The sequence below is a fragment of the Micromonospora rifamycinica genome, assembly GCF_900090265.1.
Lineage (GTDB): Bacteria > Actinomycetota > Actinomycetes > Mycobacteriales > Micromonosporaceae > Micromonospora > Micromonospora rifamycinica.
The window spans coordinates 2,421,181-2,447,151 of record NZ_LT607752.1; the positions used below are offsets into that span (position 1 = coordinate 2,421,181).

A 25,971-nucleotide genomic window follows, 5' to 3' on the forward strand; every position below is an offset into this window, starting at 1 on the left:
ACTGTGGATGACGACGCGGTTAAATGCCGGATGGCCGGCCAGGCCCCGGTGCTGGCGAGGTTCGGCACTCTGCGGCAATGAGATCCCGGTCGCCTGCCCACGCTGGGTCGGTGGGTGGCCGACCACACCCGCAAGGTCGTCCCATTCACGCCAGCTTCGTGGGCTGGCCTGACCGAGCACGGCTGCCGGACGGCCGGCGGCGGCAATCGTCAAACGTTCACCTGCCACCCGGCCGGAACCATTGAGCAGTGGCCCCGCCTCCACGCAACTCCCACCGTTGCTGTCGCTCTTGGTGCTGATGTGCCAGGCGACCTCGGGCATAGCGTCGTTCATGCCAACTCCTCTGCAACGCCGTAAAGACGATCGACATGTCAACGACAACCGGCGCGGAGAGATCTTGGAAGCAAACGGCCCCCAGGAGGGCCGAAATCCTCCAAGATCTCCCCGACAGCCGACACTCAGCGAGAAGGGGCGGTGAAGTCGAACTCGCCGTCCTTGACACCGCCGACGAACGCCGTCCACTCGTCGGCCGTGTAGACGATCGTCGCCGCATCCCGCGCCTTGCTGTGCCGCACCGCCACCCGACCCGAGCCGTCGAGCAACGGCCCCGCCTCCACACAGCTTCCGCCGTTGCTCGCGCTTTTGGTGCTGATGTGCCAGGCGACCTCGGGCATAGCGTCGTTCATGCCAACTCCTCTGCAACGCCGTAAAGACGATCGACATGTCAACGACAACCGGCGCGGAGAGATCTTGGAAGCAAACGGCCCCCAGGAGGGCCGAAATCCTCCAAGATCTCCCCGACAGCCGACACTCAGCGAGAAGGGGCGGTGAAGTCGAACTCGCCGTCCTTGACACCGCCGACGAACGCCGTCCACTCGTCGGCCGTGTAGACGATCGTCGCCGCATCCCGCGCCTTGCTGTGCCGCACCGCCACCCGACCGGAACCATCGAGCAACGGCCCCGCCTCCACACAACTCCCGCCGTTGCTGTCACTCTTGGTGCTGATGTGCCAGGCAACCTCGGGCATAGCGTCGTTCATGCCAACTCCTCTGCAATGGCCCCCATCAGGGCGGTCGACTCGTCCTTGCTGAGTGCGGACTTCGACAATCGATCGTACGCATGGAGAAAGCGTTCGGCTTTGGGCGACTCCATGTAGAGCCGGCCACCGAGGGATTCGACGTAAGCAACCGCAGGGTACGGCTCGGGAAGGTGGAAGATCCAGAACGTGCCGTCGAGCCCTTGGTGGAGGGCGACCGAGGACGGCATGATCTGGATACGAACCTGCGGTAGGGCCTGGAGTTTTACCAGGTGTGCGAGCTGGTCCCGAAGAACATTGGGACCACCTACCCGGCGACGCACGACGGATTCGTCGATGACGACATTGATCGTGAGCGGTCGCTCCTTGGAGAGCACTTCCTGCCGCGAGAGCCGTAGCTCGACCCAGCGGTTGATCATCGACTCGGACGCCTCCGGATCCGCCGCGTTCCGAATCACCGCCTCGGCATAGGCCCGGGTCTGGAGCAGCCCCGGCACCAGGGTCATGTGGAAGCAGCACACCTTGTCGGCGCGGCCCTCCAGCCACGGGTACTCGATGAAGGACGAGTCGACGACGTCGCCGTAGTCCTCGTCCCAGCGGTCGGTGCGCCACACGTCCTCGGCCAGCGCCAACAGGCGGGCCCGCTCGGCGGCGTGATGGAAGCCGTAGAGGTCGAGCAGTGCGACGACGTCACCCTTGCGGATCGGCCAGTCCGCCCGCTCGTAGCGCCCGAGCGCCGACATGTCACGTTGTAGGTGCTCCGAAACGAGTTTCAAGGTCATTCCGCGTTCTTCCCGGAGGGCACGGAGTTGTTGCCCGAGCCACTGCGCACGCAGGGTCCGTATGAACGGCTTGTGCGGCATGATCCACCTCTCGAAAAAGTTGACGAGGCCCGCGAAGGAACCATTGCTCCAGTTCCAGCCCACTGGAAATGTGGCCTTCGGGTGAGGGTGATCACCGGCCCCCGGGGACGCCCGGTGCAAGCGCAGTAACCGCGGCTGTGCCAACAGCCGAGAAGGTGACGGGAGACGGCCTCGCGGGTGGCAGCCGCATACCGAATCTCGTCGGGTCTCAACATGGAGCCGCATTCGCATTCGTCTGTCGGCTCCGACCGACTTGCTGAATATCTATCACGGCGGCCGGGGTCACCGCGACCCCGTACCGCGCGACGCCTGCACATCCACGGCAGCCCGGCCGCCGTACCCGCCGAATGAGGCTGCGGTCGCCGGGCGGGGCGGCCCTGCCCGGAATTCCCCTCCGCCAGGGCCGCCCCTCCAACACCCACCAGGAGGCGACCGATGATCCGCGACGCCCGCCACGACGGCACCCTGCCGGCCCGGCTGCATCCGAGCCTGGTCCGCGACCACCAGTTCCCCACCGCCGGCTTCGCCCGGCGCGGCTTCGACCCCCGGGAGGTACGCCGGTTCCTGCACCGGCTCGCGCTGGAGTTGGCCAGCCTGCATCAGGAGGTGGCCCGGCTGACCGAGGAGAACACCACGCTCAAACGGCTGCTGCGGGACCGCCGCAGCGCCCGGGCAAACGGGGGTCAATGGTGAGCCAGGACCCGGCACCCAGCCGGGACGACGGTCCACGCTTCGTGCTGCACCTGCCCGTCACGGCCGGGGACCGGGAGCAGGCGTCGCGGTTCGCGTACGCGCTGGCGCGGTCGTTGGCGTTGGTGCCCGGGGTCGAGGTCGCCGGGGCCACCGTGTCCGCCGAGGACGCCCAGCACGTACGACGGTGGGTGTTCTGTGACCGGATGCTGCCGGGCCGGCGGCGCTGCCGGGCGCGGGCCGACCACGACGGGCCGTGCGACCCGGACCGGTGAGCCGGGCAGCCAGGCGGCCAGGCGGCCAGGCGGCCAGGCGGCCAGGCGGCCAGGGTCAGTCGACCTCGACGACGACCAGCTCACCGACCTGTTCGCCGATCTGTCGGCGGGCGTCCGCCGGCAGCCCGGCGTCGGTGATCAGCAGGTCGGCCTCGGCCAGCGGGGCGATGGTGGCGATGCCGATCGTCTCCCACTTGGTGTGGTCGGCCAGCACCACCAGGTGCCGGGCCGCGCCGATCAGCCGCCGGTTGACCGCCGCCTCCAGCAGGTTGGGGGTGGTGAACCCGGTGCGCGGGCTCATCCCGTGCACGCCGAGAAAGAGCAGATCCACGTTCAGGGTACGGATCGCCGCCTCGGCCACCGGCCCGGTCAGCGCGTCCGACGGGGTACGGATGCCGCCGGTCAGCACCACCGTCTGGTCGACGCGCGGGTTCTGGTAGAGCGCGTCGGCGACCGGGATCGAGTTGGTCACCACGGTCAGCCCGGGGACGTCGCCGAGCAGGGTGGCCAGCGCGGCGGTGGTGGTGCCGGCCGACAGCGCGACGGCCATCCCGGGCTCGACCATCCGGGCGGCCCGACCGGCGATGGCCCGCTTCTCGTCCTGCTGGCGGATCGACTTCGCGGCGAAGCCGGGCTCCTCGGCCGACCCCGGACCGGCCAGGGTCGCCCCGCCGTGCACCTTGTCGACCAGTCCCCGCTCGGCGAGCACCTCCAGGTCCCGCCGGATCGTCATGTCCGAGACGCCGAACCGGCTGACCAGGTGACTGACCCGCACCCCGCCGCGCTGCCGGATCAGCTCCAGGATGGCGTTCTGCCGTTGCTGAGCGAGCATCGGACCTCCCAACCGCGCGGACGAGGGAACGGTACGCAGGTCAGGCCGCTGCGGCCGGGGGTGGTTCAGCCGCTGGGACCGCCCCGGTCGCCGCCCGCTCCTCGCGGACCACCGCGACCTCCCCGGCGGGCACCCGCAGCGTGCCGCCGCAGGGCTGGCCGGTGAGCAGGTCGGTGCCGGTCACGTCGAGGGTCGCCTCGGTCTCGGTGTGGTTGACCACGAACAGCCAGGACCGGTCGTCGGCGCGGCGGCGGACCACCTCGACGCCGGCCGGGGCGGCGACCGGCGGCCGGACCCCGGCCCCGGCGAGCAGCCGGGCCACCAGGGCGTCGGTGGCCGGCTCGTCGAGCCGGGTGGCCAGGTACCAGGCGGTGCCGTCGCCGACCCGGTGCCGGGTCAGCGCGGGCACCCCGGGCAGTGGGCCGTCCTCGTAGGACGCCACCACCTCGGCGCCCTCCGGGTGCAGCCACTCGGTCCAGACGTCGGCGGTGGACCCGTCGTCGAGGGTGACCCGGTCGCCGGGCAGCAGCGGGAAGAATTCCTCGGTACGCACCCCGAGCAGCTCCCGGAACGCCCCCGGGTAGCCGCCGAGCCGGATGTGGTCGTGCTCGTCGACGATCCCGCTGAAGTACGTCACCAGCACCGTCCCGCCCCCGGCGACGTACCGGCGCAGCGCCTCGGCGTCGGCGTCGCGGACCAGGTAGAGGGTGGGGACGAGGACCAGCCGGTAGCCGGACAGGTCGGCCGACGGGTGCACCACGTCGGCGGTGACCCCGGCCCGCCACAGCGCGTCGTAGAGCGCCCGCATCCGGTCGGTGTAGGTGACGTCGACGCTCGGGTGGGAGTCCAGCTCGACCCCCACCAGGCTTCCCAGTCGAACAGGATCGCTACCTCGGCCTCGACCCGGCTGCCGCGTACCTCGGCCAGGGCCTTGAGGTCGGCCCCGAGCCGGCAGACCTCGTCGAAGACCTTGGTGTCCGGGCCGGCGTGCGGGACCAGGGCGGAGTGGAACTTCTCCGCGCCGGCCCGGGAGGCCCGCCACTGGAAGAAGAGCACCCCGTCGGCGCCGCGCGCCACGTGGGTGAGGCTGTTGCGGCGGAGCTGGCCGGGGGTCTTGGCGACGTTGCGGGGCTGCCAGTTGACCGCGCTGGTGGAGTGCTCCATCAGCAGCCACGGGTCGCCACCGGCGACGCCCCGGGTCTGGTCGGCGGCGAACGACAGGCCGAGGTGGGCGTTGGGGTCGGTGACGGTCAGGTAGTGGTCGTTGGCGACCAAATCCACGTCGGACGCCCAGGAGTGGTAGTCCATGTGCTTGACGCCCATGCCGACCATGAAGTTGGTGGTGACCGGCTGGCCGACCCGCCGCTTGAGCACCTCCCGTTCGGCGCGGAGCTGTGCCCGCTGCTCGTCGGAGGAGAAGCGCAGGAAATCGAGCTGCTGGGTGGGGTTGGCAAAGGTGGGCGCGGCGCGCGGCGGGTTGATCTCGGCCCAGTCGTGGTAGCGCTGACTCCAGAAGGTGGTGCCCCAGGCGTCGTTGAGCCGGTCGAGGTCGCCGTACCGCTCGCGCAGCCAGCCCCGGAACGCCTCGGCGCTGACGTCGCAGTAGCAGTGCACGTTGTGGCAGCCCAGCTCGTTGGAGACGTGCCACATCACCACGGCGGGGTGCTCGGCGTACCGGTCGGCGACCGCCTCGACCAGGGCGAGCGAGCGCTCCCGGAAGATCGGCGAGCTGGGGCAGTAGCCCTGCCGGCCACCGGGCCACAGCACGGTGCCGTCGGCGGTCCGGGGCAGCGTCTCGGGGTGCCGGTGGGCCAGCCACGGCGGCGGGCTGGCGGTGGCGGTGGCCAGGTCGACCCGGATGCCGCCGGTGTGCAGGACGTCGAGGGCGCGGTCGAGCCAGTCGAACTCGTACCGCCCGGGGGAGGGTTCAAGCAGTGCCCAGGAGAAGATCCCGACGGAGACCAGGTTGACCCCGGCCCGGCGCATCAGGGCCACGTCGTCGGTCCAGACCCGCTCGGGCCACTGCTCGGGGTTGTAGTCGGCGCCGAAGTGGATCCCGTCGCCCTGCCAGCTGCCGTGTTGCCGCATGAGAGCAGAGCGTGCCCCTAGCGGACGATCAAGTCAACACTTTCCAACACCGGTCGATTTTCCAACGTTTACCTGTTGGATCGCCTGCCAGCGCTCGGATATCGATCCGGAGCTGCCCTCTTGACAGCGCCGCACGGACGGGTAGCTTCAAGCGCCACCGGGAGTTTGTGTTTGCCCATGTTGGTTCTCGGTGGATCTATGTTGGCATTCCCGAACCACCCTCTCCCACCACCACTGACGGCCCTCGGGCGCAGCGCACCTCTTCATCCGCAGGAGGCACCATGTCCCGTCCCCGCACCCAAGCCGAGTACCTGGCCCGGCTCGTACCGCCCTCCGTCGCCGGCATCGGCCGACGCTCCCTGCTCGCCGGGGCCGGCGCGGGCGCGCTGCTCGGCACCGGGCTGCTCGCCGGCTGCGGCTCCGACTCCGACTCGGGCAGCGACAGCAAAGAGGTGTCGGTCGGCTCCAACCAGTCCGACCCGCAACCCAAGGCGGTCATCGCCAAGGTGATGGACGGGTTCACCACCGCGTCCGGCGTCACTCCCAAGATCAACACGGTGGACCACAACACCTACCAGGAGAACATCAACAACTACCTCCAGGGCAAGCCGGACGACGTGTTCATGTGGTTCGCCGGCTACCGGATGCGGTTCTTCGCCGCCAAGGGCCTCACCGGCGACATCAGCGACGTGTGGGGCAAGCTCTCCGGCTACTCCGACGCGTTCAAGAAGGCGTCCACCGGCGACGACGGCAAGCAGTACTTCGTGCCGTCGTCGTACTACCCGTGGGCGATGTTCTACCGCAAGTCGGTCTGGAAGCAGTACGGCTACCAGGTGCCGACCACGCTCGACCAGCTCACCGCTCTCAGCACCCAGATGAAGAAGGACGGCCTGACCCCGATCGCCTTCGCCGACAAGGACGGCTGGCCGGCGATGGGCACCTTCGACATCCTCAACCTGCGGATCAACGGCTACCAGTTCCACATCGACCTGATGGCCGGCAAGGAGGCGTGGACCTCCGACAAGGTGAAGAAGGTCTTCGACACCTGGAACGGCCTGCTGCCGCTGCACCAGCCGGACAGCCTGGGCCGCACCTGGCAGGAGGCCGCCCAGTCGTTGCAGCAGAAGAAGAGCGGCATGTACCTGCTCGGCCTCTTCGTCGCCCAGCAGTTCGGCGCCGACGAGCAGGACGACATCGACTTCTTCACCTTCCCCGAGATCGACCCCGCGATCGGGGCCAAGGCGCTGGACGCGCCGATCGACGGCTACATGCTGGCCCGTAAGCCGAAGTCCGAGGCCAACGCCAAGAAGCTGCTGGAGTTCGTCGGCTCGAAGGAGGCCGCCGACATCACGGTGAAGAACGACCCGACCACCCTGGTCGCTAACAGCGGCGCGGACACCAGCGGCTACACCGCCCTGCAGAAGAAGGCAGCCGAGCTGGTCGGCTCGGCCACCGAGATCGCCCAGTTCCTCGACCGGGACACCCGGCCGGACTTCGCCTCCACCGTGATCATCCCGGCGCTCCAGCAGTTCATCAAGAACCCCAGGGACATCGACGGGCTGGTCAACAGCATCGAGAACCAGAAAAAGTCGATCTTCACCAGCTGACGGCGAGAGGGGGAGGACCGTCGTGTCCGACCTGCCCCTGATCCAAGCGGATCACGCCGTGACGTCGCCGGCCCCGACCGCCCCCTCCCGGGGTGGTCGCGGCCGGCGGCTACGGCTCCTGTCCCGTACCGACCGCGTGGTCATCACCCTGATGGTGGTCGTGCCGCTGCTACTGGTGGTCGCCCTGGTCTGGCTGCCCGCGCTGGCCACCGTGGCGCTCTCCGGCACCGACTGGGACGGCATCGGCCCGCTGGGCGACATCGACTGGGTCGGTGCCCGCAACTACTCCGACGTGATCAACATCTATCCGCCGTTCGTGCCGGCGATGCAGAACAACCTGCTCTGGCTGGCCGCGCTGTTCGTGGTCGCCACCCCGTTCGGGATGTTCCTCGCCGTGCTGCTCGACAAGGAGATCCGGGGCAGCCGGTTCTACCAGACCGCGCTCTACCTGCCGGTGGTGCTCTCGCTGGCGCTGATCGGCTTCGTCTGGCAGCTCATCTACTCCCGCGACCAGGGGCTACTCAACGCCGTCCTGGGCAGCCAGACCGACTGGTACGGCGACCCGAACGTCAACATCTGGGCGGTGCTGGTCGCGGCCGGCTGGCGGCACGTCGGTTACATCATGCTGCTCTACCTGGCCGGGCTCAAGGGTGTCGACCCGTCGCTGCGCGAGGCCGCCTCGGTCGACGGGGCCTCGGAGACCAGCACCTTCTTCCGGGTGGTCTTCCCGGTGCTGCGGCCCATCAACATCATCGTGCTGGTGGTGACGGTGATCGAGTCGCTGCGCGCGTTCGACCTGGTCTGGGTGATCAACAAGGGGCGCAACGGCCTGGAGCTGATCTCCGCCCTGGTCACCCAGAACGTGGTCGGCGAGGCGAGCCGGATCGGCTTCGGCTCTGCCCTGGCGACCATCATGCTGGCCGTCTCGCTGGTCTTCATCACCATCTACCTGGCCGTCGTCATGAGGGAGAACCGGCGATGAGCGCGTCGACCACCACCCGTGCACCGGTGTCGGAGCCGGCGGCGGAGCCTGCCCCGCGCCGTCGGCCTTTACGTCCCGCCCGGGTGGTGCTGCACCTGTTCCTCGGCGCGGTCGCCGTCGGCTGGCTCTTCCCGATCCTCTGGGCGGTGCTGACCTCGCTGCGGTCCTACGAGTACACCGCCACCAACGGGTACGTCTCGTTCGGCGGCTGGACCCTCGACAACTACGTCACCGCCTGGCGGACCGCCGAGTTCGGCAAGCACTTCCTCAACTCGGTCTACATCACCGTCCCGGCGGTGCTGCTGACGCTCTTCCTCGCCTCCTGCGTGGCGTTCGTGATCGCCCGGTTCAGCTGGAAGCTCAACATCGTCCTGCTCGGGCTCTTCACCGCCGCCAACCTGCTGCCCCAGCAGGCGCTGCTGATCCCGCTGTTCCGGATCTTCACCGAGGTCCCGCTGCCCGAGTTCATGAGCGACTCCGAGCTGCTCTACGACAGCTACTGGGGGCTGATCCTGGTCAACGTCGCCTTCCAGTGCGGCTTCTGTGTCTTCGTGCTGAGCAACTACATGAAGGCGCTCCCCCGCGACCTGTACGAGGCGGCCATGGTGGACGGGGCGAGCATCTGGCGGCAGTACTGGCAGGTGACCATGCCGCTGTGCCGGCCGGCGCTGGCGGCCCTGGCCACCCTGGAGGTGACCTGGATCTACAACGAGTTCTTCTGGGCCACCGTGCTGATGCGTACCGGCGACAAGTTCCCGGTCACCAGCTCGCTGAACAACCTGCGCGGCGAGTTCTTCACCGACAACAACCTGGTGTCGGCCGGCTCGGTGCTGGTCGCCGTCCCCACCCTGGTGATCTTCTTCCTGCTGCAGAAGCAGTTCGTCAAGGGCCTGACCCTGGGGGCGTCCAAAGGCTGAGCCACCGCCCCCGCCCACACCTGACGATCTCGGTGGCCCCCACCGCCCCCGCCCACACCTGACGATCTCGGTGGCCCCCACCGCCCCCGCCCACCTGTACGCGCGAGAGCGGTATTCCTGACAGGCATAAATATGCCCCACAGGCATACCACTCTCGCGCGCTACCGACACCCCTCGACCTCACCCACAGTGACGGACGCCGGGTGCCCGCATCGGAGATGAGCGCCATGACCGATCCGACCGTGATCCACCTGCGCCGGGGCCGTACCAGCCTGGTACTCGACGCGCGCGGCCCGGGGCTGCCCCGCGTCGTGCACTGGGGGGCCGACCTCGGTCCGGTGCCCGCCGACGACCTGCCGGCCCTGGTCGGGGCCACCGTGCCGCCGGTGGTGCCGAGCAGCTTCGACGCGCCGACCGTGCTGTCCCTGCTGCCCGAGGCGAGCGCCGGCTGGAGCGGTCGGCCCGGCCTCGCCGGCCACCGCCACGGACGGGACTGGTCGACCGCCTTCCGCCTCGACGCGATCGACGTCGATGATCCGCGTGGCGACGTGGGGGACGCGGTGCGCGTAGCCCATGAGGAGGATGACCGGGGTGGAGTCGGCGCGGCGCGGGTGAGCGTGCGGGCGACGGACCCGGGCGTCGGGTTGACCCTGACCGTCGAGATCACCCTCGACCCGGTCGGGGTGCTGACCGTGCGGCACCGGCTGCGCAACGACGCCGACCAGCCCTACGAGGTACGCGAGCTGACGCCGGTGCTGCCGGTGCCGGCGGTCGCCACCGAACTGCTCGACCTGACCGGGCGGTGGTGCCGCGAGCGCGCGCCACAGCGGCACCCGTGGCCGCTGGGCGCCTGGGTCCGGGAGGGCCGGCACGGCCGCACCGGGCACGACGCCACCCTGCTGCTGGTCGCCGGCACCACCGGGTTCGGCTTCGGCCACGGCGAGGTGTGGGCGGTGCACACCGCGTGGAGCGGCGACCACGTGACCGCCGCCGAACGCCGCCCGACCGGGGAGTCCACCCTCGGCGGCGGGGAGCTGCTCGCCCCGGGCGAGATCGTCCTCGGCCCCGGCGACGAGTACGCCACCCCGCTGCTCTACGCGGCGCACTCCAGCACCGGGCTGGACGGGCTCAGCGACGTGCTGCACACCCATCTGCGCGCCCGCCCGCAACACCCGCGCACGCCGCGCCCGGTCACCCTGAACGTGTGGGAGGCGGTCTACTTCGACCACGACCTGGACCGGCTGCGGGCGCTCGCCGACCGGGCCGCCGAGGTGGGGGTGGAACGGTTCGTCCTCGACGACGGCTGGTTCACCGGCCGCCGGCACGACCGGGCCGGCCTGGGCGACTGGCAGGTCGACGCCGACGTCTGGCCCACCGGGCTGGGGCCGCTCGTCGACCACGTCCACGGGCACGGCATGCAGTTCGGGCTCTGGGTCGAACCGGAGATGGTCAACCCCGACTCCGACCTGTTCCGCGCCCACCCCGACTGGGTGCTCACCGCGCCCGGCCGGCTGCCCCTGCCGTGGCGGCACCAGCAGGTGCTCGACCTGACCAACCCGGCGGCGTACGCGCACCTGCTCGACCGACTCGACGCTCTGCTGACCGGGTACCCCGGCATCGACTACCTCAAGTGGGACCACAACCGGGACCTCACCGAGGCCGGGCACGCCGGCCGGCCCGGGGTGCACACCCAGACCCTGGCGGCCTACCGGCTCTTCGACGAGCTGCGCGCCCGGCACCCGCACCTGGAGATCGAGAGCTGCTCGTCCGGCGGCGCCCGGGTCGACCTGGAGATCCTGCGGCGTACCGACCGGGTCTGGGCCAGTGACTGCAACGACGCGCTGGAACGGCTGTCGATCCAGCGGTGGACCGGCCTGTTGCTGCCCCCGGAGCTGATCGGCACGCACATCGGCCCGGGCCGCTCGCATACCACCGGTCGGGTGCACGACCTGGGTTTCCGGGCGGTCACCGCGCTCTTCGGCCACCACGGGATCGAGTGGGACATCGGCGCGATCAGCACCGCCGAGCGGGCCGAACTGGCCGCCTGGGTGGCCCTGCACAAGCGGCTCCGGCCGCTGCTGCACACCGGACGGGTGGTCCGGCTCGACCACCCGGACCCGGCCGTGCAGGCGCACGGCGTGGTGGCCCGCGACCGCTCCCGCGCGGTGTACGCGGTGTCCCGGCTGGCCACCTCCGTCGCGCAGACCCCCGGCCCGGTCCGCCTGCCCGGCCTCGACCCGACCCGGCGGTACGCCGTCCGCCCCGCCGAGGGGGTGCCGGAGCCGGCCACGTTGCAGATCACCGCCCCCGGCTGGCTGCCCGCCGTGACGCTGGCGGGTGCGGTGCTGGCCGCGGTGGGCCTGCACCTGCCGGCCCTGCACCCCGAGCAGGCGCTGCTGTTGGAGGTCGACGCCGTCGACTGACCGGCACGGGGCGCTTGATCGACTCATCCGGGACGAAATTGCGGCATCCCCGATGGTCGGTACCGCTACCTCGCCCCGATTACCTCGCCCCCGATGAGTCGAATGAGTCGGTCACGCACGGGCGGTGGCCGGGCCCCGCAGTGCCCGGCCACCGGTAGGGCGGGGTGGTCAGCTCGCGGTGCAGGTCACCGTGGGGACCGGGTTGCTGCCGTTCCAGCTGCCGATGAAGCCGAAGGCCGTGCTGGCCCCGGCGCCGAGCCGACCGTTGTAGTCGACGTTGCGGGCGGTCACGGTGCTGCCGCTGCTGCTCAGCGAGGCGTTCCAGGCCTGACTGACGGTCTGGCCGTTGGCATAGGTCCACTTCGCGGTCCAGCCGTTGACGCCCGCGCTGCCGGCGGTCACCTTGACCTCACCCTGGAACCCGCCCTGCCACGAACCGATGACCGTGTACGTCGCGGTGCAGCCACCGGTCGCCGGCGGGGTCGTGACCGGCGGGGTGGTCGGCGGCGGGGTGGTGGTCGGCGGCGTCGTGGGCGGCGTGGTCGGCGGGGTCGTGGGCGGCGGGGTGGTGCCGGAGTAGACCGACGCCTCCTTCGCGGTCGACTTGATGCCGTTGACGCCGTTGAAGATCCGCTGGCCCCAGGTGGTCAGGGCGGCCGGGTTGAAGTTGGTGGTCATGTCCAGGTACTCCACGCCGCCGCCGTTGCCGCTCCACGACCAGCCCAGGTAGCCGATCCCGTTGGCCTGGGTGTACGACAGGATGGTGTCCTCGTCGGGGTTGCCGTCGGAGTGGTCGAAGCCGAACTCGCCGACCACGATGGGCAGCTTGGCGGTGCGGAACCGGCCCAGGTAGTCGCTGATCTCGGCGGCGGTGTCGAAGACGCCGTACATGTGGATGGAGAAGACGGTGTTCTTCTGCGGGTCGGCGGCGAAGACCCCGGCCGCGTTGTCCCGCATGGTGAACGACCAGTCCTGACCCCAGTTCGGCGCGTCCACCATGATCGTGTGGGTGAGCCCGCCGGCCCGCAGCCGCTTGATCGCGTTGGCGTTGTCGGTGGCCCAGGTGGCGTAGCCCTGGTTGCCGTACGGCTCGTTGCCGATGTTGACGATGACGTACCGCTCCTGGCCCTGCAGGGCGCTGGCGATGCTCAGCCAGTAGTCGACCGCCCGGTCCAGGGTGATCGCCCCGGCCTGCTCGCCGTAGCCGGTGGTGTCGTGCACCTCCAGCACACAGATCAGCTTGTTGGCCTTGCAGAGCGAGATGACGTTGCTGACGTCGGCAGCGGTGTTCTTGGTCCAGCGGTCGCCGCTGGCCAGAACCACCCGCACGGTGTTCGCGCCGAGCGCCTTGATGTTGGCGAAGGAGGTGGTCTGCTGCGGGTACCAGGTGTGGGCGTGGTTGACGCCACGCATGACGAACTCGGTGCCGTTGGCGTCGTAGAGCTTGCCACCGGAGACCGAGAAGCCGGCCGCGGCCTGGGCCGGCTGCCCGAAGGCGAACACGGCGGTGAGCACGGTGAGCAGGGCGACGGCGGCGACGGAGAGTCGCTTCTTCATGGGTTTCCTCAGGAAGGGTCGACCCCGTTGCCCTGGCGGGGTGGCGATGCTGGTGACGGTGGCGCTCGGCTGCAGCCCGACAGCCGCCGCCGGACTCCCTGGCCGCGTGCGGATCAGCGTAGGCCGATGGGATCGCGAAGGCAACCGGTTAAGTTGCTGGGCTGTTTCCGCCAGATCCGGTGGCGACCCACGCCGGACGCGGGTCGCCACCGGCGGCAGTCATCCCCACCACAGGATGTGACACCACCAGCCTGAACCGGTTAAGTCGGAGGCTAGACGGTGGCATCGACACCGTCAAGAGCGGCCCGCCGGACCGGTGGGCCGCCGCCGGTGGGCACCCCGTCGGGTGACGCGGCGGTAACCGAGGTTGACCGGTAGTGGGCAGGGGTATCCGGTGACGATCGTCTCCCGGAAGGAGAAACCAGGATGGTCAGCGTCGGCTACACCCTGATGTGCGAACAGACCGGTCCCAAGCAGTTGGTCGACCACGCGGTACGGGCGGAGGCCGCCGGCTTCGACCAGCTGGTCATGTCCGACCACTACTACCCGTGGCTCGACGCGCAGGGCCACTCCCCCTACGCGTGGTCGGTGCTGGGCGCGGTCGCCCACGCCACCAGCCGGGCCGAGCTGATGTCCTTCGTGACCTGCCCGATCCGCCGCTACCACCCGGCCGTGGTCGCGCAGAAGGCCAGCACCATCGGGGTGCTGTCCGACGGCCGGTTCACCCTCGGCCTCGGCGCCGGGGAGAACCTCAACGAGCACGTGGTCGGCGGCTGGCCCCACGTGCAGCAACGGCACGAGATGTTCTCCGAGGCGCTCCAGATCATCCGTCCCCTGCTCAACGGCGAGACGCTGACCTTCTCCGGCAACCACTTCGACGTCCCCGACGCCTTCGTCTGGGACCGGCCGGAACGCCCCGTCCCGATGGCCGTGGCCGCGTCCGGGCCGTCGTCGGCCGCGCTCGCCGCCGAGTACGCCGACGGCATCGTCGCCACCGAACCCGACTCCCGGATCATCCAGCTCTACGACGACGCGGGCGGCGCGGGGCAGCCCCGATACGGCCAGGTGGCCATCTGCTACGGCCCCGACGAGGCCGAGTGCCGCAAGATCGTGCACGACCAGTTCCGCTGGTTCGGCAACGGCTGGAAGGTCAACGCCGACCTGCCCGACCCGGACGCCTTCGCCGCCGCCACCCAGTTCGTCCGGGAGGAGGACGTCGCCGACGGCGTCCCCTGCGGCCCCGACGTCGACCGGCACGTCGAGGCGTTCCGCGCCTTCGTCGACGCCGGCTTCACCCACGTGGCGATCGTGCAGGTCGGCGGGGACAGCCAGCCGATGTTCCTGGACTGGGCGCAGGAGCAGCTGCTGCCCCGACTCCGCGAACTGTGACCACGGTGGCCGGTCGGGACGGGTCGACCGCCCTGACCGGCCTGGTCAACCTGGTCCTCTGACGAGAAGAACCGGGTCGGGTGCCGGCTGGGCACCCAGCCAACCCGAGGACCACCCCCACCATGCCTCACGGGAGCCGATGTAGCGCCGTAGGGCGGGACCAGACACCCCCACCTCGCCGACCTTGAGTGGATCTACCCAGCGAGACGGGCCAGGACGCCATCCAGGAGCCGAACCATGATCACATTGCGATTTTGTACACGACACGCCGAGGCGAGTACGCAAAATCGCAATGTGATCATGGCGGCCCAGCGGAAGCAGCGACCACCCCGGCAACAGTGCCGGCGGAGTGCCCCACGGTCATGGGAACGGGGAAGAACCCGTCACCAGGCGTAGCACAGTCCGTGCCGGTACGACCTCTACCCTGAAGCAGGTATGCCCGTCTGTCATATTCATGCCTGAGCGGCATGAAGACGTGTCACGGTTCCCCCATCGGGGCCGGGTCGAGGTCCAGTTCGGCGACGACCGGGTAGTGGTCGGAGGCGTATTCGGCGTCGCCGCCGCGGACCACCCGGACGGCCCGCAGTCGGGCGGCGAGCGCCGGGCCGCCGAACAGGTAGTCCAGCCGCATGCCGGAGAACTCGCCCCCGCCGCCGTACCGGGTCGGCGCGGTCAGCCCGGCCTCGCCCGACGCGGCCGCACCGCCCCACCCCGCGGTATCGGTCGGGGCGGGCGCATCGGTCGGGGCGGGCGCATCGGTCGGGGCGGGCGCATCGGTCGGGGCGGGCGGGCCGGCGGCGTGGGTCCAGAGGTCGACCAGGCCGGCGGCGAGCAGCCGGGCCACCGCCCGGGTGTCCACGGTCCGCCCGTCGCGGCGCAGGTGCCGCCGCCGGTACGCCGCCGGCAGCCGGGCCACCCGGTCGGTGTGGTCGGTGCCCGGGTCGAGGGTGTTCAGGTCACCGGCGAGCAGGGCCAGCTCCCCCGGCGCGCGGCGCACCGCCCCGACGAGCCAGCCGGCCTCGATACGCCGCCGCAGCCCGGTGTACGGGTCGAGGTGCGCGCTGAGCACGGTGAGCGGGCCGGCGGTGGTGCCCAGCTCCACCCGTTGCGCCGCGTGGTGGAACGGCCGGCGGACCGGCCCGGCGGACCGGGTCGACCACGACGGGCGGACCAGCACGGCCACCGGCTGGCCGAAACAGCTGCGGGCCAGGTGTGCTCGCATCCCCACCCGGTCGGCGAACCCGGCCAGCACGCCCGGCCGGTCGAAACCGCGCAGCTCCTGCACGGCCAGCACGTCGGGGGCCTGCGCGGCGACGACCCGGCACACCAGGTCCCGCCGGTCGGGCCCGGTACGGTCCCGGCCGCCGGTCCTGATGTTCCAGGTCATCACCCGCAGCACGGCTGACAGCTCACTCCGGCCGACCGGCCTTGGCCAGCTCGTCGTCCAGCTCGTCGACCTGCTCCGACTCGATCTCCGGCCGGTTGCCCTGGTAGACGTCGGCGTTGGGCCGGATCACCCAGTAGAGCAGGCCGATCCACAGGCCACTGAGGATGAGCGCGCCCATGAAGTCGGTCGGGTGGTGCATCCCCCGGTACATCCTGGAGACCGCCACCCCGACCGGCATGATCACGGCCAGCGCCACGAAGAGCCACCGCCACCAGCGGTCGGTCCGGACGAACACGATGATCGCGATGGCCAGCCAGAGGCAGGTGGTCGCCGCGATGTGCCCGGACGGGAAGGACGAGGTGGGCATCTGCCCGTCCAGGTTCTCCACCGCCGGGCGGGGCCGGTCCACCACCCGGGCCGAGGCGAGGAAGAGGCTCAGCTCCCCGATCAGCGCCAGTACCACGAACAGCACCGGCCGCCAGCGCTTCCAGACGGCCAGCACCAGTGGGCAGAAGACCAGCGAGACCATCAGGATGGCGTGGGTGTCGCCGAACTTGCTCCACCACCAGCTCAGCTCGGTGAGGAAGTCGGTGTGCCGGGCGGCGAACCAGCGCGGCACCTCGGTGTCCATGGTCTCGAAGACGGTGCCCTTGGCGTGGTAGCTGACGTAGCTGCCGAAGGCGTAGAGCGCGCCGAAGACGATCACCCAGCCGACCAGCAGCTCGGCGACGGACGAGCGGGGGTGCTCCAGCACGTGCTCCTCGGCCGGGGCCGGGGTGATCTTGTCACCGGCCTCCGGCTCCAGCCCCTCGGTCAGCGGCGGCACCGGCCGACCCCGCTCGCGCCGCCACAGCCGGAACGCGTACGCGGTGACGCCGAGCCAGGCCGCGCCGAGCAGCCAGCCGCCGAGCACGTCGGAGACGAAGTGCACGCCGAGCGCGATCCGGGTCAGCCCGACCAGCGCCACCAGCACGGCGACGATGGCGATCGCCGGCTTACGCCATCGGGGCGCCATGGCCGGCAGGAAGACCAGCAGCAACGCCCCGTAGGCGACGAACGAGCCGAGCGCGTGCCCACTGGGGAAGCTGTTGCCGGGGGCGCTGGCGACCGGCACGTCGACCACCGGGCGGAGCCGGCCGACCAGGGCCTTCAACGACGGATCGAGGATCAGCCCGCCCACCCCGGTCACGATCAGGTAGACCGCCAGCCGGGACTGGCGACGGATCAGCAGGGTCACCACGGCGATGGTGACCAGCCAGATCAGCACCGGTCGGCCGCCCAGGTCGGTGACCGCCTGGAGCACGGTGACCAGCGCGTGGTGCGGCGCGACGAGCCCGTTGAACCACTCGGCCACCTCGTGGTCGGCGTGGTACATCGGGCTCCACCTGAACCGGACGAGCATGAGCAGCAGCCCGAAGGCCACGCCCGCGCCGGCCACGGCCAGCAGGCCGACGACGCTCCGTTCGGCGAAATGGCCGAGCGGCCGTCGGGCCGTCGTGTCCTTGACCGCGGTCAACCCGCACCTCCCTGCGTCGACGTGGCGAGGCGCGCTGTACCCGATTCCGCCGCCGCGTACACGCCCGTCCGGTGTGGCGGGCTCAGAGCGCGGTCATCTCGCCGGTGTCGAGCAGCTCCACCCGCTCGGTCTCGGGCTCCCACAGGTCCGGCTGGGCCGGCTCCGGAGCGCCGATCCGCGTCGCCTCCAACTGGGCCGCGAAGGACAGCCCGCCGAAGAGCGCCATACCGGTGAGGTTGGCCCACAGCAGCAGCGCCATCATCCCGGTCAACGCCCCGTACGTCTGGCCGAAGCCGCCGCTGAACCTGACGTACGCGGCGAGCAGCAGGCTGGCCAGCCACCACAGGACGGTGGCGATGCCCGCGCCGAAGAAGAGCCAGGACAGGCCGGGTTGCTTGCGCCGGGGGGCGTGCCGGAAGATCACCGCCACCGCGACCACGGTCAGCACCAGGCTCAGCGGCCAGCGCACCACCTCCCAGGCACCGGCGGCGAGGTCACCCCACTCGTAGTGCCGCTGCACCGACTCGCCCATCGCCCCGCCGCCGACCAGGATCAGGAACCCGGCCAGCGCGGGCAGGCCGGCGACCACGGCGAGCACCGCCGCCCGCAGGTACTTCCACAGCGCGGGGCGGTCCCGCTCCACGCCGTAGATCCGGTTCGCGCCGCGCTCGATCTGGGCCATCGTGGTGGTCAACGCCACCAGGCCGGTGATCAGGCCGAGGGTCAGCGCCAGCTCGCCGGCGCGCTCGGTGCGGTCGCCGTCGCCGAGGAGGTCCTGTACCACCTGTTCGCTCTGCCCGGGGGTCAGCGCCAGTACGGTGTCGGCGACCACCCGGCCGCCCTCCTCGACGCCCAGGTCGCTGATCAGGCCGGTGAGCGCGATCAGGAACGGGACCACGGCCAGGCAGAGTTGCAGGGCGAAGGCCCGGGAGTGGCTGAACCCGTCGCCGTAGCGGAAGCGGATGAACGCGTCGCGCAGCAGCTGCCAGCCCCCGGGCCGGCGCAGCGTCCGCCAGGCGTCGTCGGCGGAGAGTTCGTCCGACGCCATCAACCGGGTCTCGGGGACAAGTTTGGTGCTACTCACGGCGGGCTTCCTCGACCAGCTTCTCACCGCGCTTCGCTGCGGCGTCGGCGTCGTGGGCCAGGTCCGGGTCCTGGGCCGGGCGCGGCACGCAGAGCCAGAGCGACTCGGGTTTGATCTCGGCGGTCAGGGTGCGCCCCGGCGCGATCAGGTCGCCGTCGAGCTGCCGGGGCTGGGGCCGGTTGCTGGTGATGACGACCCTGCGGGCCCGGTGGACCTCCATCCGGGGGACGCTGCCTCGTCGACGGACCAGTGCCCAGCCCATGGCGAGCCAGTGCCGCACCCGGTTGGGGGTGAGCACCGCGACGTCGAGCCAGCCGTCGTCGGGCTCGGCGTCGGTGAGCAGGCGGACCCCGCCCTGGAGCCGTCCGACGTTGGCGACCAGCACGGTGCGGGCCCGGCGACGCACCGGCGGCCGGTCGTCGATGCGGATGGTGAGCCGCATCGGCCGGTCCCGCAGGTGCTTCGCCGCTCCCATCACGTAGGCGGGCCAGCCGATCCGGGCCTTGGTGGTCTCGGAGGTGTCCGCCAGCATCTGCGCGTCGAAGCCCATCCCGGCCATCACCGCGAAGCACTGGTCGTCGACGACGCCGACGTCCAGCCGGCGGCGTCCGCGCTCGACGGCCACCTGGAGGCCGGCGGCCAGGTCGTTGGAGAGCCCCAGGTTGGCGGCGAGCAGGTTGCCGGTGCCCTGCGGCAGCACGGCGAGCTCGACGTCGGTGCCGGCCAGCGCGGTGACGCAGGCCATCACGGTGCCGTCGCCGCCGCAGGCGAAGACCAGTTCGGCCCCGGCCTCGACGGCCTGCCGGGTCTGGCCCCGGCCGGGGTCCTCGGCGGTGGTCTCGTACCAGGTCGGGGCGGGCCAGCCGGCGGCGGCGAGCGCCTCGTCCACGGTCGCGCGGAACTCGTCGAGATCGGCCACCTTCGTCGGGTTGACCACCACCGCCGAGCGCGGGGCCCGGTCGTCGCCGGCCGCCGTACGCTTCTGCTCTGCACCGTCCACGGCGTCAGTGTGCAGCACCCCGGCCCGGTCAGCGACCCGGCGACGACCGACGTTGCATTGACCGCAAACAGGTTTGAGCGGGCGGGCCGACGACCGGGCTTGCTCAGGCCGCCGTGCGGAGCGCCGACTCGACCCGTCGGCGCAGGTCGTCGAGGTCCGCACCCGCCCCGGTCAGCGCCCGGGCACCCCGGCCGCCACTCTCGCGGAGCAGGCCGAGCAGGATGTGCTCGGTGCCGATGTGACGGTGGCGCAGCCGGACCGCCTCGCGCAGGGCCAGCTCCATCACCTTGCGGGAGCGGGGTGAGAACGGGCCGCCGCCCGGCCGGTGCGTGCGCCACCGGCGGCGGGGGGCCGGGACCGCCTCGCGCAGGGCGTCCGGGCCGAAGCTGTCCTCGATCCGGGCGACGATGGCCGCGAGGTCGATGCCGATCTCGCGCAGCGCGGCGGCGTCCGCCTCGTCGAGCCCGGTCCCGCCGTCGCCGGTGGTCTGCCGCCGGACCCGGGCGCGCACGTCGTCGGGGTCGACGCCGGCCTCGGTGAGCACCCGGCCGGCGAGCCCGTCGCCGTCGTCGAGGACGGCGAGCAGCAGATGTGCGGTGCCGACGGGGCGTCGCCCGTCGGATCGGGCCTGCTCGACCGCGTCGCGGACGACCGCCCGCGCGCGGTCGGTGAACCGTTCGAACATCATTCCTCCCAGGTGCCGCGGACCGCCGGTCGCCCGGCGTGCTTCTTGTGGACCGCCTGCCGGCTGACCTCGAGCGCGTCGGCGATCTCCTGCCAGGACCAGCCCTGTCGTCGGGCGTTGTCCACCTGGACCACCTCCAGCCGTTCGAGGAGCCGGCGCAGGGCGAGCACCGCGCGCAGGCCGACCCGGGGGTCGGTGCTGCCGGCTGCCGCCGCGAGTTCCGTCGCCTGACTCATGGTGTCAATCTACGTTGACAACCTCCGCACTGTCAACCCTGGTTGACGAAACCGACCCGCGCCGACACGACGCCGGACGCCCGGTCCGGGCCGGCGACGGTGCTACCGTCCGCTGGTGTTCCGTCGCCGCACCGCCGACCAGCCCGTCGAGGCCGCCCTCCGGCTGCCCGTCGGCCGGGTCGAATGGGAGGTCGCCGGCGGTTCCGTGGTCGGCCACCGCTATCCGGCCAACTTCGACGTCGTGCACGTCGACCCGGAACTGCCGTTCGTGGCGGTGGTCGACGGCATGGGCGAGGGCGACGGCAGCCGGATCGCCGGCACCATCGCCCGAGACACTCTGCACGAGCTGATCCACGCCGGCTGGCCGGCCGTCGGCCCCCGCGGGCTGCGCGCCGCGGTCACCGAGTCCCAGATCCGGGTACGCCGGGCCGGAGCCGCCCTGGACGAGCTGGCCGGCTGCACGCTGACCGCGCTGCTCGCCGAGCCCGACGGCGAGCTGGCCTGGATCGTCCAGCTCGGCGACTCCCGGGCGTACCGGCTGCGCGACGGGCTGCTGGAGCTGGTGACCGTGGACCACACGATGGCCTGGCTCGGCGTGCTGCACGGCTGGTGGCCGGCGAACTCCCGGGAGGCGGCACACGCCCGCTACCAGCTCCTGCGCTACCTCGGCCACCCCGACCGGCCCGATCCGGACCTGCTCGGGGTGCCGCTGCGCCCCGGCGACACCTGGCTGCTGTGCACCGACGGGGTGAGCGACCAGCTCGACTACCACCGGCTGCGGGAACTGCTCGCCGAGCCGGACCCGACCCGGGCGGTACGCGCCCTGCTCGCCGCGAGCCTGGCCGAGGGTGGCAGCGACAACGCCACCGCCGTCGTGCTGCGCGTCCACCCGGCGACCCGGCCCCGCCCGTCCGACTGACCGGCTCCCGATCGGGCTCCACCGTCCGCCCGGCGCGGCTAGCGTCGGTGGGGACGGCGTGGCCGTACCGCGCGGGACGCCCGGGAGGTGAACCGGATGACCGGATCCACGGGCGGGCCGGTGGTGGTCGGCCTCGGGGCCACGCCGACGGACCTGGGGATGGTCCGGCTGGCCGCCCGGGAGGCCGACACCCACGGCCGGAGCCTGGCCCTGGTGCACGCCTTCAACTGGGAGGCCGCCCTCGCCGGCCCGTCGCTGGCCGGCAGCCGGGACACCGCCGAGGAGCTGATCGCCCGGGCCGCCACGGCCGCGAACGAGGTCGCCCCGGCGGTGCCGGTCAGCGGTGAGATCGTCGAGGGGGCACCCGTCGGCGTCCTGGTCCGCCGCTCCGAGACGGCGTTCCTGGTGGCCATCGGGGACGGCGGGATGACCGGCTGCGGACGGTGTGTCCCGGCCGATGCACCGGCCGTGCAGCTCGCCGCCCGTGCCGGCTGCCCGGTGCTGGTGGTCCGCCCCGAACCACCGCCCCCGGGGCCCGTGCTGGTCGGCGTGGACGGCTCACCCGGCTCCCGGGCCGCGCTCGACTTCGCCTTCGGCTGCGCCGCCCGCCGACCGGCCCGGGTCATCGTGGTGCGGGTGGTCGAGCCGGGACGACCCGACGGCGACGACGACCCGCTCGGCGCGCTGGTCGCCGAGGCCCGCCGGCACCACCCGGAGGTCGCGGCGGAGTGCCACACCGTCCACGGGGATCCCGGGACCGTGCTGGTGGAGCAGTCCCGGTCGGCGCAGGTGGCGCTGGTCGGCGCCCGGGGTGACCAGCCGGGGCGGGGCATGCTGGGCGAGGTGAGCCAGACCCTGCTCTACCACGCGCCGGCTCCGGTCATCGTCGTCCGTGGACTGGTTTCCGCCGTACCGGCCGGGGCATGACGTCCCCAGCGGCCGGGACCAACGGCCCTGACCGGTGAGCCCCCGAACGCGAAGACTGGATCTGCCCGGGGCGAAACGGCGCTTCCGGGTGCAGAACCCCCCGACCCGCGAGAGGCTTTGGCAGCATGGACACCGCTCTCGACCTGCACAGTCCCCTGACCGACGACGAGCTGCGCCGGCTGGACGCCTACTGGCGGGCGGCGAACTACCTGACCGTCGGGCAGATCTACCTGCTCGACAACCCGCTGCTGCGCGAGCCGCTCGCCCCCGAGCACGTCAAGCCCCGGCTGCTCGGCCACTGGGGCACCAGCCCCGGCCTCAACCTGCTCTACGCGCACCTCAACCGGGTCATCGTCAACCGTGATCTGTCGGCCATCTTCGTCACCGGCCCCGGCCACGGCGGCCCGGCCCTGGTGGCGAACACCTGGCTGGAGGGCACCTACAGCGAGCTGTACCACCCGGTCAGCCGCGACGAGCCCGGCATGCAGCGGCTGTTCCGCCAGTTCTCCTTCCCCGGCGGCATCCCGAGCCACGTCGCACCGGAGGTGCCGGGCTCGATCCACGAGGGCGGCGAGCTGGGGTACGCCCTGAGCCACGCCTACGGCGCGGCCTTCGACAACCCGGACCTGCTGGTCGCCTGCGTCATCGGCGACGGGGAGGCGGAGACCGGCCCGCTGGCGGGGAGCTGGCAATCCAACGTCTTCCTCAACCCGGCCCGCGACGGTGCGGTGCTGCCCATCCTGCACCTCAACGGCTACAAGATCGCCAACCCGACGGTCATGGACCGGATCCCCACCGAGGATCTGCTCGACCAGATGCGCGGACACGGCTACCAGCCGTACCTGGTCGCCGGGGACGACCCGACCCAGGTGCACCAGCTCCTCGCCGCCACCCTGGACCGGGCCTGCGACGAGATCGCCGAGATCCAACGGGTGGCCCGCTCCGGCGGCCACGTGGAGCGTCCCCGCTGGCCGATGATCATCCTGCGGACCCCGAAGGGCTGGACCGGCCCGACCCGGGTCGACGGCAAGCAGGTCGAGGGGACCTTCCGCGCCCACCAGGTGCCCATCGCCGAGGTACGCGACAACCCGGAGCACCTGGCCGAGCTGGAGCGCTGGCTGCGCAGCTACCGTCCGGAGGAGCTCTTCGACGCCACCGGCGCCCCGGTCGCCGAGCTGACCGCACTGCCGCCGAAGGGCGAGCACCGGATGAGCGCGAACCCGGTCACCAACGGCGGGCGGGTGCTGCGTGACCTGACCCTGCCGGACTTCCGCGACTACGCCGTCGACGTCAAGCAGCCGGGTGAGCCGGTGGTCGGCGCGGCCGGGGTGCTCGGCACCTGGGTCCGCGACGTGATCACCGCCAACCCTCAGACGTTCCGGCTGTTCGGCCCGGACGAGGTCGCCTCCAACCGGCTCGGTGCCGCGTTCGAGGTCACCGACCGGTCCTTCGACGGCCGGATCGAGACCACCGACGACCACCTCTCCCCCGACGGCCGGGTGATGGAGGTGCTCTCCGAACACCTCTGCGAGGGCTGGCTGGAGGGCTACCTGCTGACCGGCCGGCACGGCATCTTCACCAGCTACGAGGCGTTCATCCACATCGTCGACTCGATGGTCAACCAGCACGCCAAGTGGCTGAAGGTGACCCGGGGCATCCCCTGGCGGGAGCCGATCGCCTCGCTGAACTACCTGCTCTCCAGCCACGTCTGGCGGCAGGACCACAACGGCTTCTCGCACCAGGACCCGGGCTTCATCGACCACGTGGTCAACAAGAAGGCCGAGGTGGTCCGGGTCTACCTGCCGCCGGACGGCAACACCCTGCTCTCCACCATGGACCACTGCCTGCGCAGCCGGCACTACATCAACGTGGTGGTGGCCGGCAAACAGCCCGCCCCGAACTGGCTGACCATGGACGAGGCCGTCCAGCACTGCCGGCGCGGCCTGGGCATCTGGGACTGGGCCAGCACCGACGACGGTCAGGAGCCGGACGTGGTGCTCGCCTGCGCCGGTGACGTGCCCACCCTGGAGACCCTCGCCGCCGCCGACCTGCTCCACCGGCACCTGCCCGAGCTGAAGGTGCGGGTCGTCAACGTGGTCGACCTGATGCGGCTCCAGCCGTCGTCGGAGCACCCGCACGGGCTGCCGGACAACGAGTTCGACACCATCTTCACCCGCGACAAGCCGATCATCTTCGCCTACCACGGCTACCCGTGGCTGATCCACCGGCTGACCTACCGCCGGGCCAACCACGACAACCTGCACGTGCGCGGCTACAAGGAGGAGGGCACCACCACCACCCCGTTCGACATGGTGATGCTCAACGACCTGGACCGCTTCCACCTGGTCATCGACGTCATCGACCGGGTGCCCGGCCTGGCCGCCCGCGCCGCCCACCTCCGCCAGGAGATGGTCGACGCCCGGCAGGCCTGCCGCGACCACACCCGCCGGCACGGCGAGGACGACCCCCGGGTCGCCGAGTGGCGCTGGATCCGGGAGACCCAGCCCGCCCAGCTCGACGCCGAGTGACGCCACCCGACTCCCCCGGCGGGCCGACCGGTCCACCGCCCACCTGAGAGGACGAGACGATGACATCCGACGAGATCCTGGTCGGCTACGACGGCTCCGCCGACGCGGGGGTCGCCCTGGACTGGGCGCTGGCCGAGGCGCAGCGCAGCGGACGGCCCGTCCGCCTGGCGTACGTCTTCGAGTGGCTGACCGTCGCCGGGTGGGTCGGTCCCGGCGTGGCCCCCGGGGTGTGGCCGGACGACGCCGCCCGGCGGCAGGTCGAGGAGCTGGTGCAGCAGGCCGCCTCGGACGCCACCGCGGCCTGGCCCGGCGTCACCGTGCACGGTGGGGTCTTCGACGGCCCCCCCGCGCTGGTGCTGGAGGAGCGTTCCGCCGAGGCCGGGCTGCTGGTGCTCGGCAGCCGGGGCCACGGCGGCTTCACCGGCCTGCTCGCCGGCTCCACGGCGGTCTCGGTGGCCGCCCACGCGCACTGCCCGGTCGTGGTGGTACGGGAGGCGCAGGCCAAGGCCACCGGCCCGGTGGTGGTCGGCTACGACGGCTCCGAGCAGGCCCGCACCGCGCTCGGGTTCGCCGTGGAGCGGGCCGCCCAACGGGACACGGCGCTGCGGGTGCTGCGGGCCTTCGAGCCGCCGGACGACCGCTGGCGGCCCTCCGACCCGGACGCCGAGGCCCGGCTCGCGGCGGACCGGGCCGAGATCGACCAGGCCCTCGCCGGGTGGCGGGAGACGTTCCCCGAGGTGCCGGTCACGGTGGAGATCGCACCGGCCCGACCGGCCGCCGCGCTCGTCGAGGCGAGCCGGGAGGCACAGCTCGTGGTGGTCGGCAGCCGGGGCCGGGGTGGACTGCGCGGGATGCTCCTCGGCTCGGTCGGCCAGCAGCTCATCCAGCACGCGCACTGCCCGGTCGCGGTCGTCCGGGAACGCTGACCGGGCGACCCGGCGGGGCGGGCGGCCGTTGGGCCGATGTGGCGGTGATCCGACGATCTGACACCGCGACATCGGCCCCAGCGCGGGGATCGACACAGGGCGGG

Annotated in this window: 22 protein-coding genes and 2 pseudogenes; 11 read left to right on the forward strand and 13 right to left on the reverse strand. The window is 71.7% G+C overall.

Annotated features, from left to right (window positions below):
- Window positions 1-222: 222 nt before the first annotated feature.
- The 4 genes and pseudogenes from GA0070623_RS30345 to GA0070623_RS09680 all read right to left on the reverse strand — a co-directional run.
- Window positions 223-333, reverse strand: a pseudogene (locus GA0070623_RS30345) (DUF397 domain-containing protein); the annotation flags it as partial.
- Between the two features lie 125 nt (window positions 334-458).
- Window positions 459-686: a DUF397 domain-containing protein gene (locus GA0070623_RS09670; RefSeq protein ID WP_089003987.1), complete on the reverse strand. Its 228-nt coding sequence runs from the start codon at window positions 684-686 to the stop codon at window positions 459-461.
- Between the two features lie 125 nt (window positions 687-811).
- Entirely contained in the window at window positions 812-1,039 is a 228-nt protein-coding gene (locus GA0070623_RS09675) for a DUF397 domain-containing protein (RefSeq protein WP_089003988.1), read from the reverse strand.
- Window positions 1,036-1,899 (reverse strand): helix-turn-helix domain-containing protein, encoded by an 864-nt coding sequence (locus GA0070623_RS09680; RefSeq protein WP_067314839.1) that lies wholly within the window; start codon window positions 1,897-1,899, stop codon window positions 1,036-1,038. Before GA0070623_RS09680 ends, GA0070623_RS09675 begins: the two co-directional genes overlap by 4 nt.
- A 435-nt stretch (window positions 1,900-2,334) precedes the next feature.
- Here GA0070623_RS09680 and GA0070623_RS09685 point away from each other — a divergent pair, with 435 nt between their 5' ends.
- Both GA0070623_RS09685 and GA0070623_RS09690 read left to right on the forward strand, forming a co-directional pair.
- Window positions 2,335-2,592, forward strand: coding sequence for a DivIVA domain-containing protein (locus tag GA0070623_RS09685; protein WP_067314837.1), 258 nt, complete (start codon window positions 2,335-2,337; stop codon window positions 2,590-2,592).
- Complete coding sequence (locus GA0070623_RS09690; RefSeq protein WP_067314834.1) at window positions 2,586-2,864, forward strand: hypothetical protein; 279 nt, start codon at window positions 2,586-2,588, stop codon at window positions 2,862-2,864. The genes GA0070623_RS09685 and GA0070623_RS09690 overlap by 7 nt, the downstream gene beginning before the upstream one ends.
- Window positions 2,865-2,919: 55 nt before the next feature.
- Here GA0070623_RS09690 and GA0070623_RS09695 read toward each other — a convergent pair whose 3' ends face one another.
- Window positions 2,920-3,696, reverse strand: coding sequence for a DeoR/GlpR family DNA-binding transcription regulator (locus GA0070623_RS09695; RefSeq protein ID WP_067314832.1), 777 nt, complete (start codon window positions 3,694-3,696; stop codon window positions 2,920-2,922).
- Between the two features lie 40 nt (window positions 3,697-3,736).
- Window positions 3,737-5,784, reverse strand: a pseudogene (locus tag GA0070623_RS09700) (beta-galactosidase).
- 281 nt (window positions 5,785-6,065) lie between these two features.
- Here GA0070623_RS09700 and GA0070623_RS09705 point away from each other — a divergent pair.
- The 4 genes from GA0070623_RS09705 (at window position 6,066) to GA0070623_RS09720 (ending at window position 11,713) form a co-directional block, all read left to right on the forward strand.
- Complete coding sequence (locus GA0070623_RS09705; RefSeq protein ID WP_067314827.1) at window positions 6,066-7,391, forward strand: ABC transporter substrate-binding protein; 1,326 nt, start codon at window positions 6,066-6,068, stop codon at window positions 7,389-7,391.
- A 22-nt stretch (window positions 7,392-7,413) separates the two neighbouring features.
- On the forward strand, window positions 7,414-8,373 hold the full coding sequence (locus tag GA0070623_RS09710) for a carbohydrate ABC transporter permease (protein ID WP_067314825.1): 960 nt from the start codon (window positions 7,414-7,416) through the stop codon (window positions 8,371-8,373).
- Window positions 8,370-9,290, forward strand: a complete 921-nt coding sequence (locus GA0070623_RS09715; protein ID WP_067314823.1) for a carbohydrate ABC transporter permease — start codon at window positions 8,370-8,372, stop codon at window positions 9,288-9,290. Before GA0070623_RS09710 ends, GA0070623_RS09715 begins: the two co-directional genes overlap by 4 nt.
- 227 nt (window positions 9,291-9,517) lie before the next feature.
- The gene (locus GA0070623_RS09720) at window positions 9,518-11,713 is read left to right on the forward strand and encodes an alpha-galactosidase (RefSeq protein ID WP_089004294.1); all 2,196 of its coding nucleotides are present in this window, start codon (window positions 9,518-9,520) and stop codon (window positions 11,711-11,713) included.
- A gap of 168 nt (window positions 11,714-11,881) precedes the next feature.
- Here the strand turns inward: GA0070623_RS09720 and GA0070623_RS09725 are convergent, their stop codons facing one another.
- A complete protein-coding gene (locus GA0070623_RS09725; RefSeq protein WP_067310042.1) occupies window positions 11,882-13,270 on the reverse strand; it encodes a cellulase family glycosylhydrolase in 1,389 nt (462 codons plus the stop codon).
- 426 nt (window positions 13,271-13,696) lie between these two features.
- On the opposite strand from GA0070623_RS09725, the gene GA0070623_RS09730 reads away from it, so the two are divergent.
- The gene (locus GA0070623_RS09730; RefSeq protein ID WP_067310045.1) at window positions 13,697-14,659 is read left to right on the forward strand and encodes a TIGR03557 family F420-dependent LLM class oxidoreductase; all 963 of its coding nucleotides are present in this window, start codon (window positions 13,697-13,699) and stop codon (window positions 14,657-14,659) included.
- A gap of 478 nt (window positions 14,660-15,137) precedes the next feature.
- Here GA0070623_RS09730 and GA0070623_RS09735 read toward each other — a convergent pair whose 3' ends face one another.
- The 6 genes from GA0070623_RS09735 to GA0070623_RS09760 form a co-directional block, all read right to left on the reverse strand.
- Entirely contained in the window at window positions 15,138-16,058 is a 921-nt protein-coding gene (locus GA0070623_RS09735; RefSeq protein ID WP_067310048.1) for an endonuclease/exonuclease/phosphatase family protein, read from the reverse strand.
- A gap of 10 nt (window positions 16,059-16,068) precedes the next feature.
- Complete coding sequence (locus tag GA0070623_RS09740) at window positions 16,069-17,562, reverse strand: phosphatase PAP2 family protein (protein WP_067310051.1); 1,494 nt, start codon at window positions 17,560-17,562, stop codon at window positions 16,069-16,071.
- Window positions 17,563-17,644: 82 nt separating this feature from the next.
- A complete protein-coding gene (locus GA0070623_RS09745; RefSeq protein ID WP_089003989.1) occupies window positions 17,645-18,646 on the reverse strand; it encodes a YihY/virulence factor BrkB family protein in 1,002 nt (333 codons plus the stop codon).
- Complete coding sequence (locus GA0070623_RS09750; protein ID WP_067310103.1) at window positions 18,639-19,646, reverse strand: diacylglycerol/lipid kinase family protein; 1,008 nt, start codon at window positions 19,644-19,646, stop codon at window positions 18,639-18,641. The genes GA0070623_RS09745 and GA0070623_RS09750 overlap by 8 nt, the downstream gene beginning before the upstream one ends.
- 103 nt (window positions 19,647-19,749) lie before the next feature.
- Complete coding sequence (locus GA0070623_RS09755) at window positions 19,750-20,334, reverse strand: Clp protease N-terminal domain-containing protein (protein ID WP_231932738.1); 585 nt, start codon at window positions 20,332-20,334, stop codon at window positions 19,750-19,752.
- Window positions 20,331-20,567 carry an HTH domain-containing protein gene (locus tag GA0070623_RS09760; RefSeq protein WP_067310060.1) on the reverse strand — a complete coding sequence of 79 codons (237 nt, stop codon included), beginning with the start codon at window positions 20,565-20,567 and terminating at the stop codon, window positions 20,331-20,333. The genes GA0070623_RS09755 and GA0070623_RS09760 overlap by 4 nt, the downstream gene beginning before the upstream one ends.
- A 115-nt stretch (window positions 20,568-20,682) precedes the next feature.
- Between GA0070623_RS09760 and GA0070623_RS09765 the strand changes: the two genes are divergently transcribed.
- From GA0070623_RS09765 to GA0070623_RS09780, 4 genes are all read left to right on the forward strand, one after another.
- Window positions 20,683-21,486 carry a PP2C family protein-serine/threonine phosphatase gene (locus GA0070623_RS09765; RefSeq protein WP_067310063.1) on the forward strand — a complete coding sequence of 268 codons (804 nt, stop codon included), beginning with the start codon at window positions 20,683-20,685 and terminating at the stop codon, window positions 21,484-21,486.
- A gap of 96 nt (window positions 21,487-21,582) precedes the next feature.
- A complete protein-coding gene (locus GA0070623_RS09770; RefSeq protein ID WP_067310106.1) occupies window positions 21,583-22,413 on the forward strand; it encodes a universal stress protein in 831 nt (276 codons plus the stop codon).
- A gap of 125 nt (window positions 22,414-22,538) precedes the next feature.
- Window positions 22,539-24,941 (forward strand): phosphoketolase family protein, encoded by a 2,403-nt coding sequence (locus GA0070623_RS09775; RefSeq protein ID WP_067310067.1) that lies wholly within the window; start codon window positions 22,539-22,541, stop codon window positions 24,939-24,941.
- A gap of 59 nt (window positions 24,942-25,000) precedes the next feature.
- A complete protein-coding gene (locus GA0070623_RS09780; RefSeq protein ID WP_067310079.1) occupies window positions 25,001-25,867 on the forward strand; it encodes a universal stress protein in 867 nt (288 codons plus the stop codon).
- Window positions 25,868-25,971 lie beyond the last annotated feature (104 nt).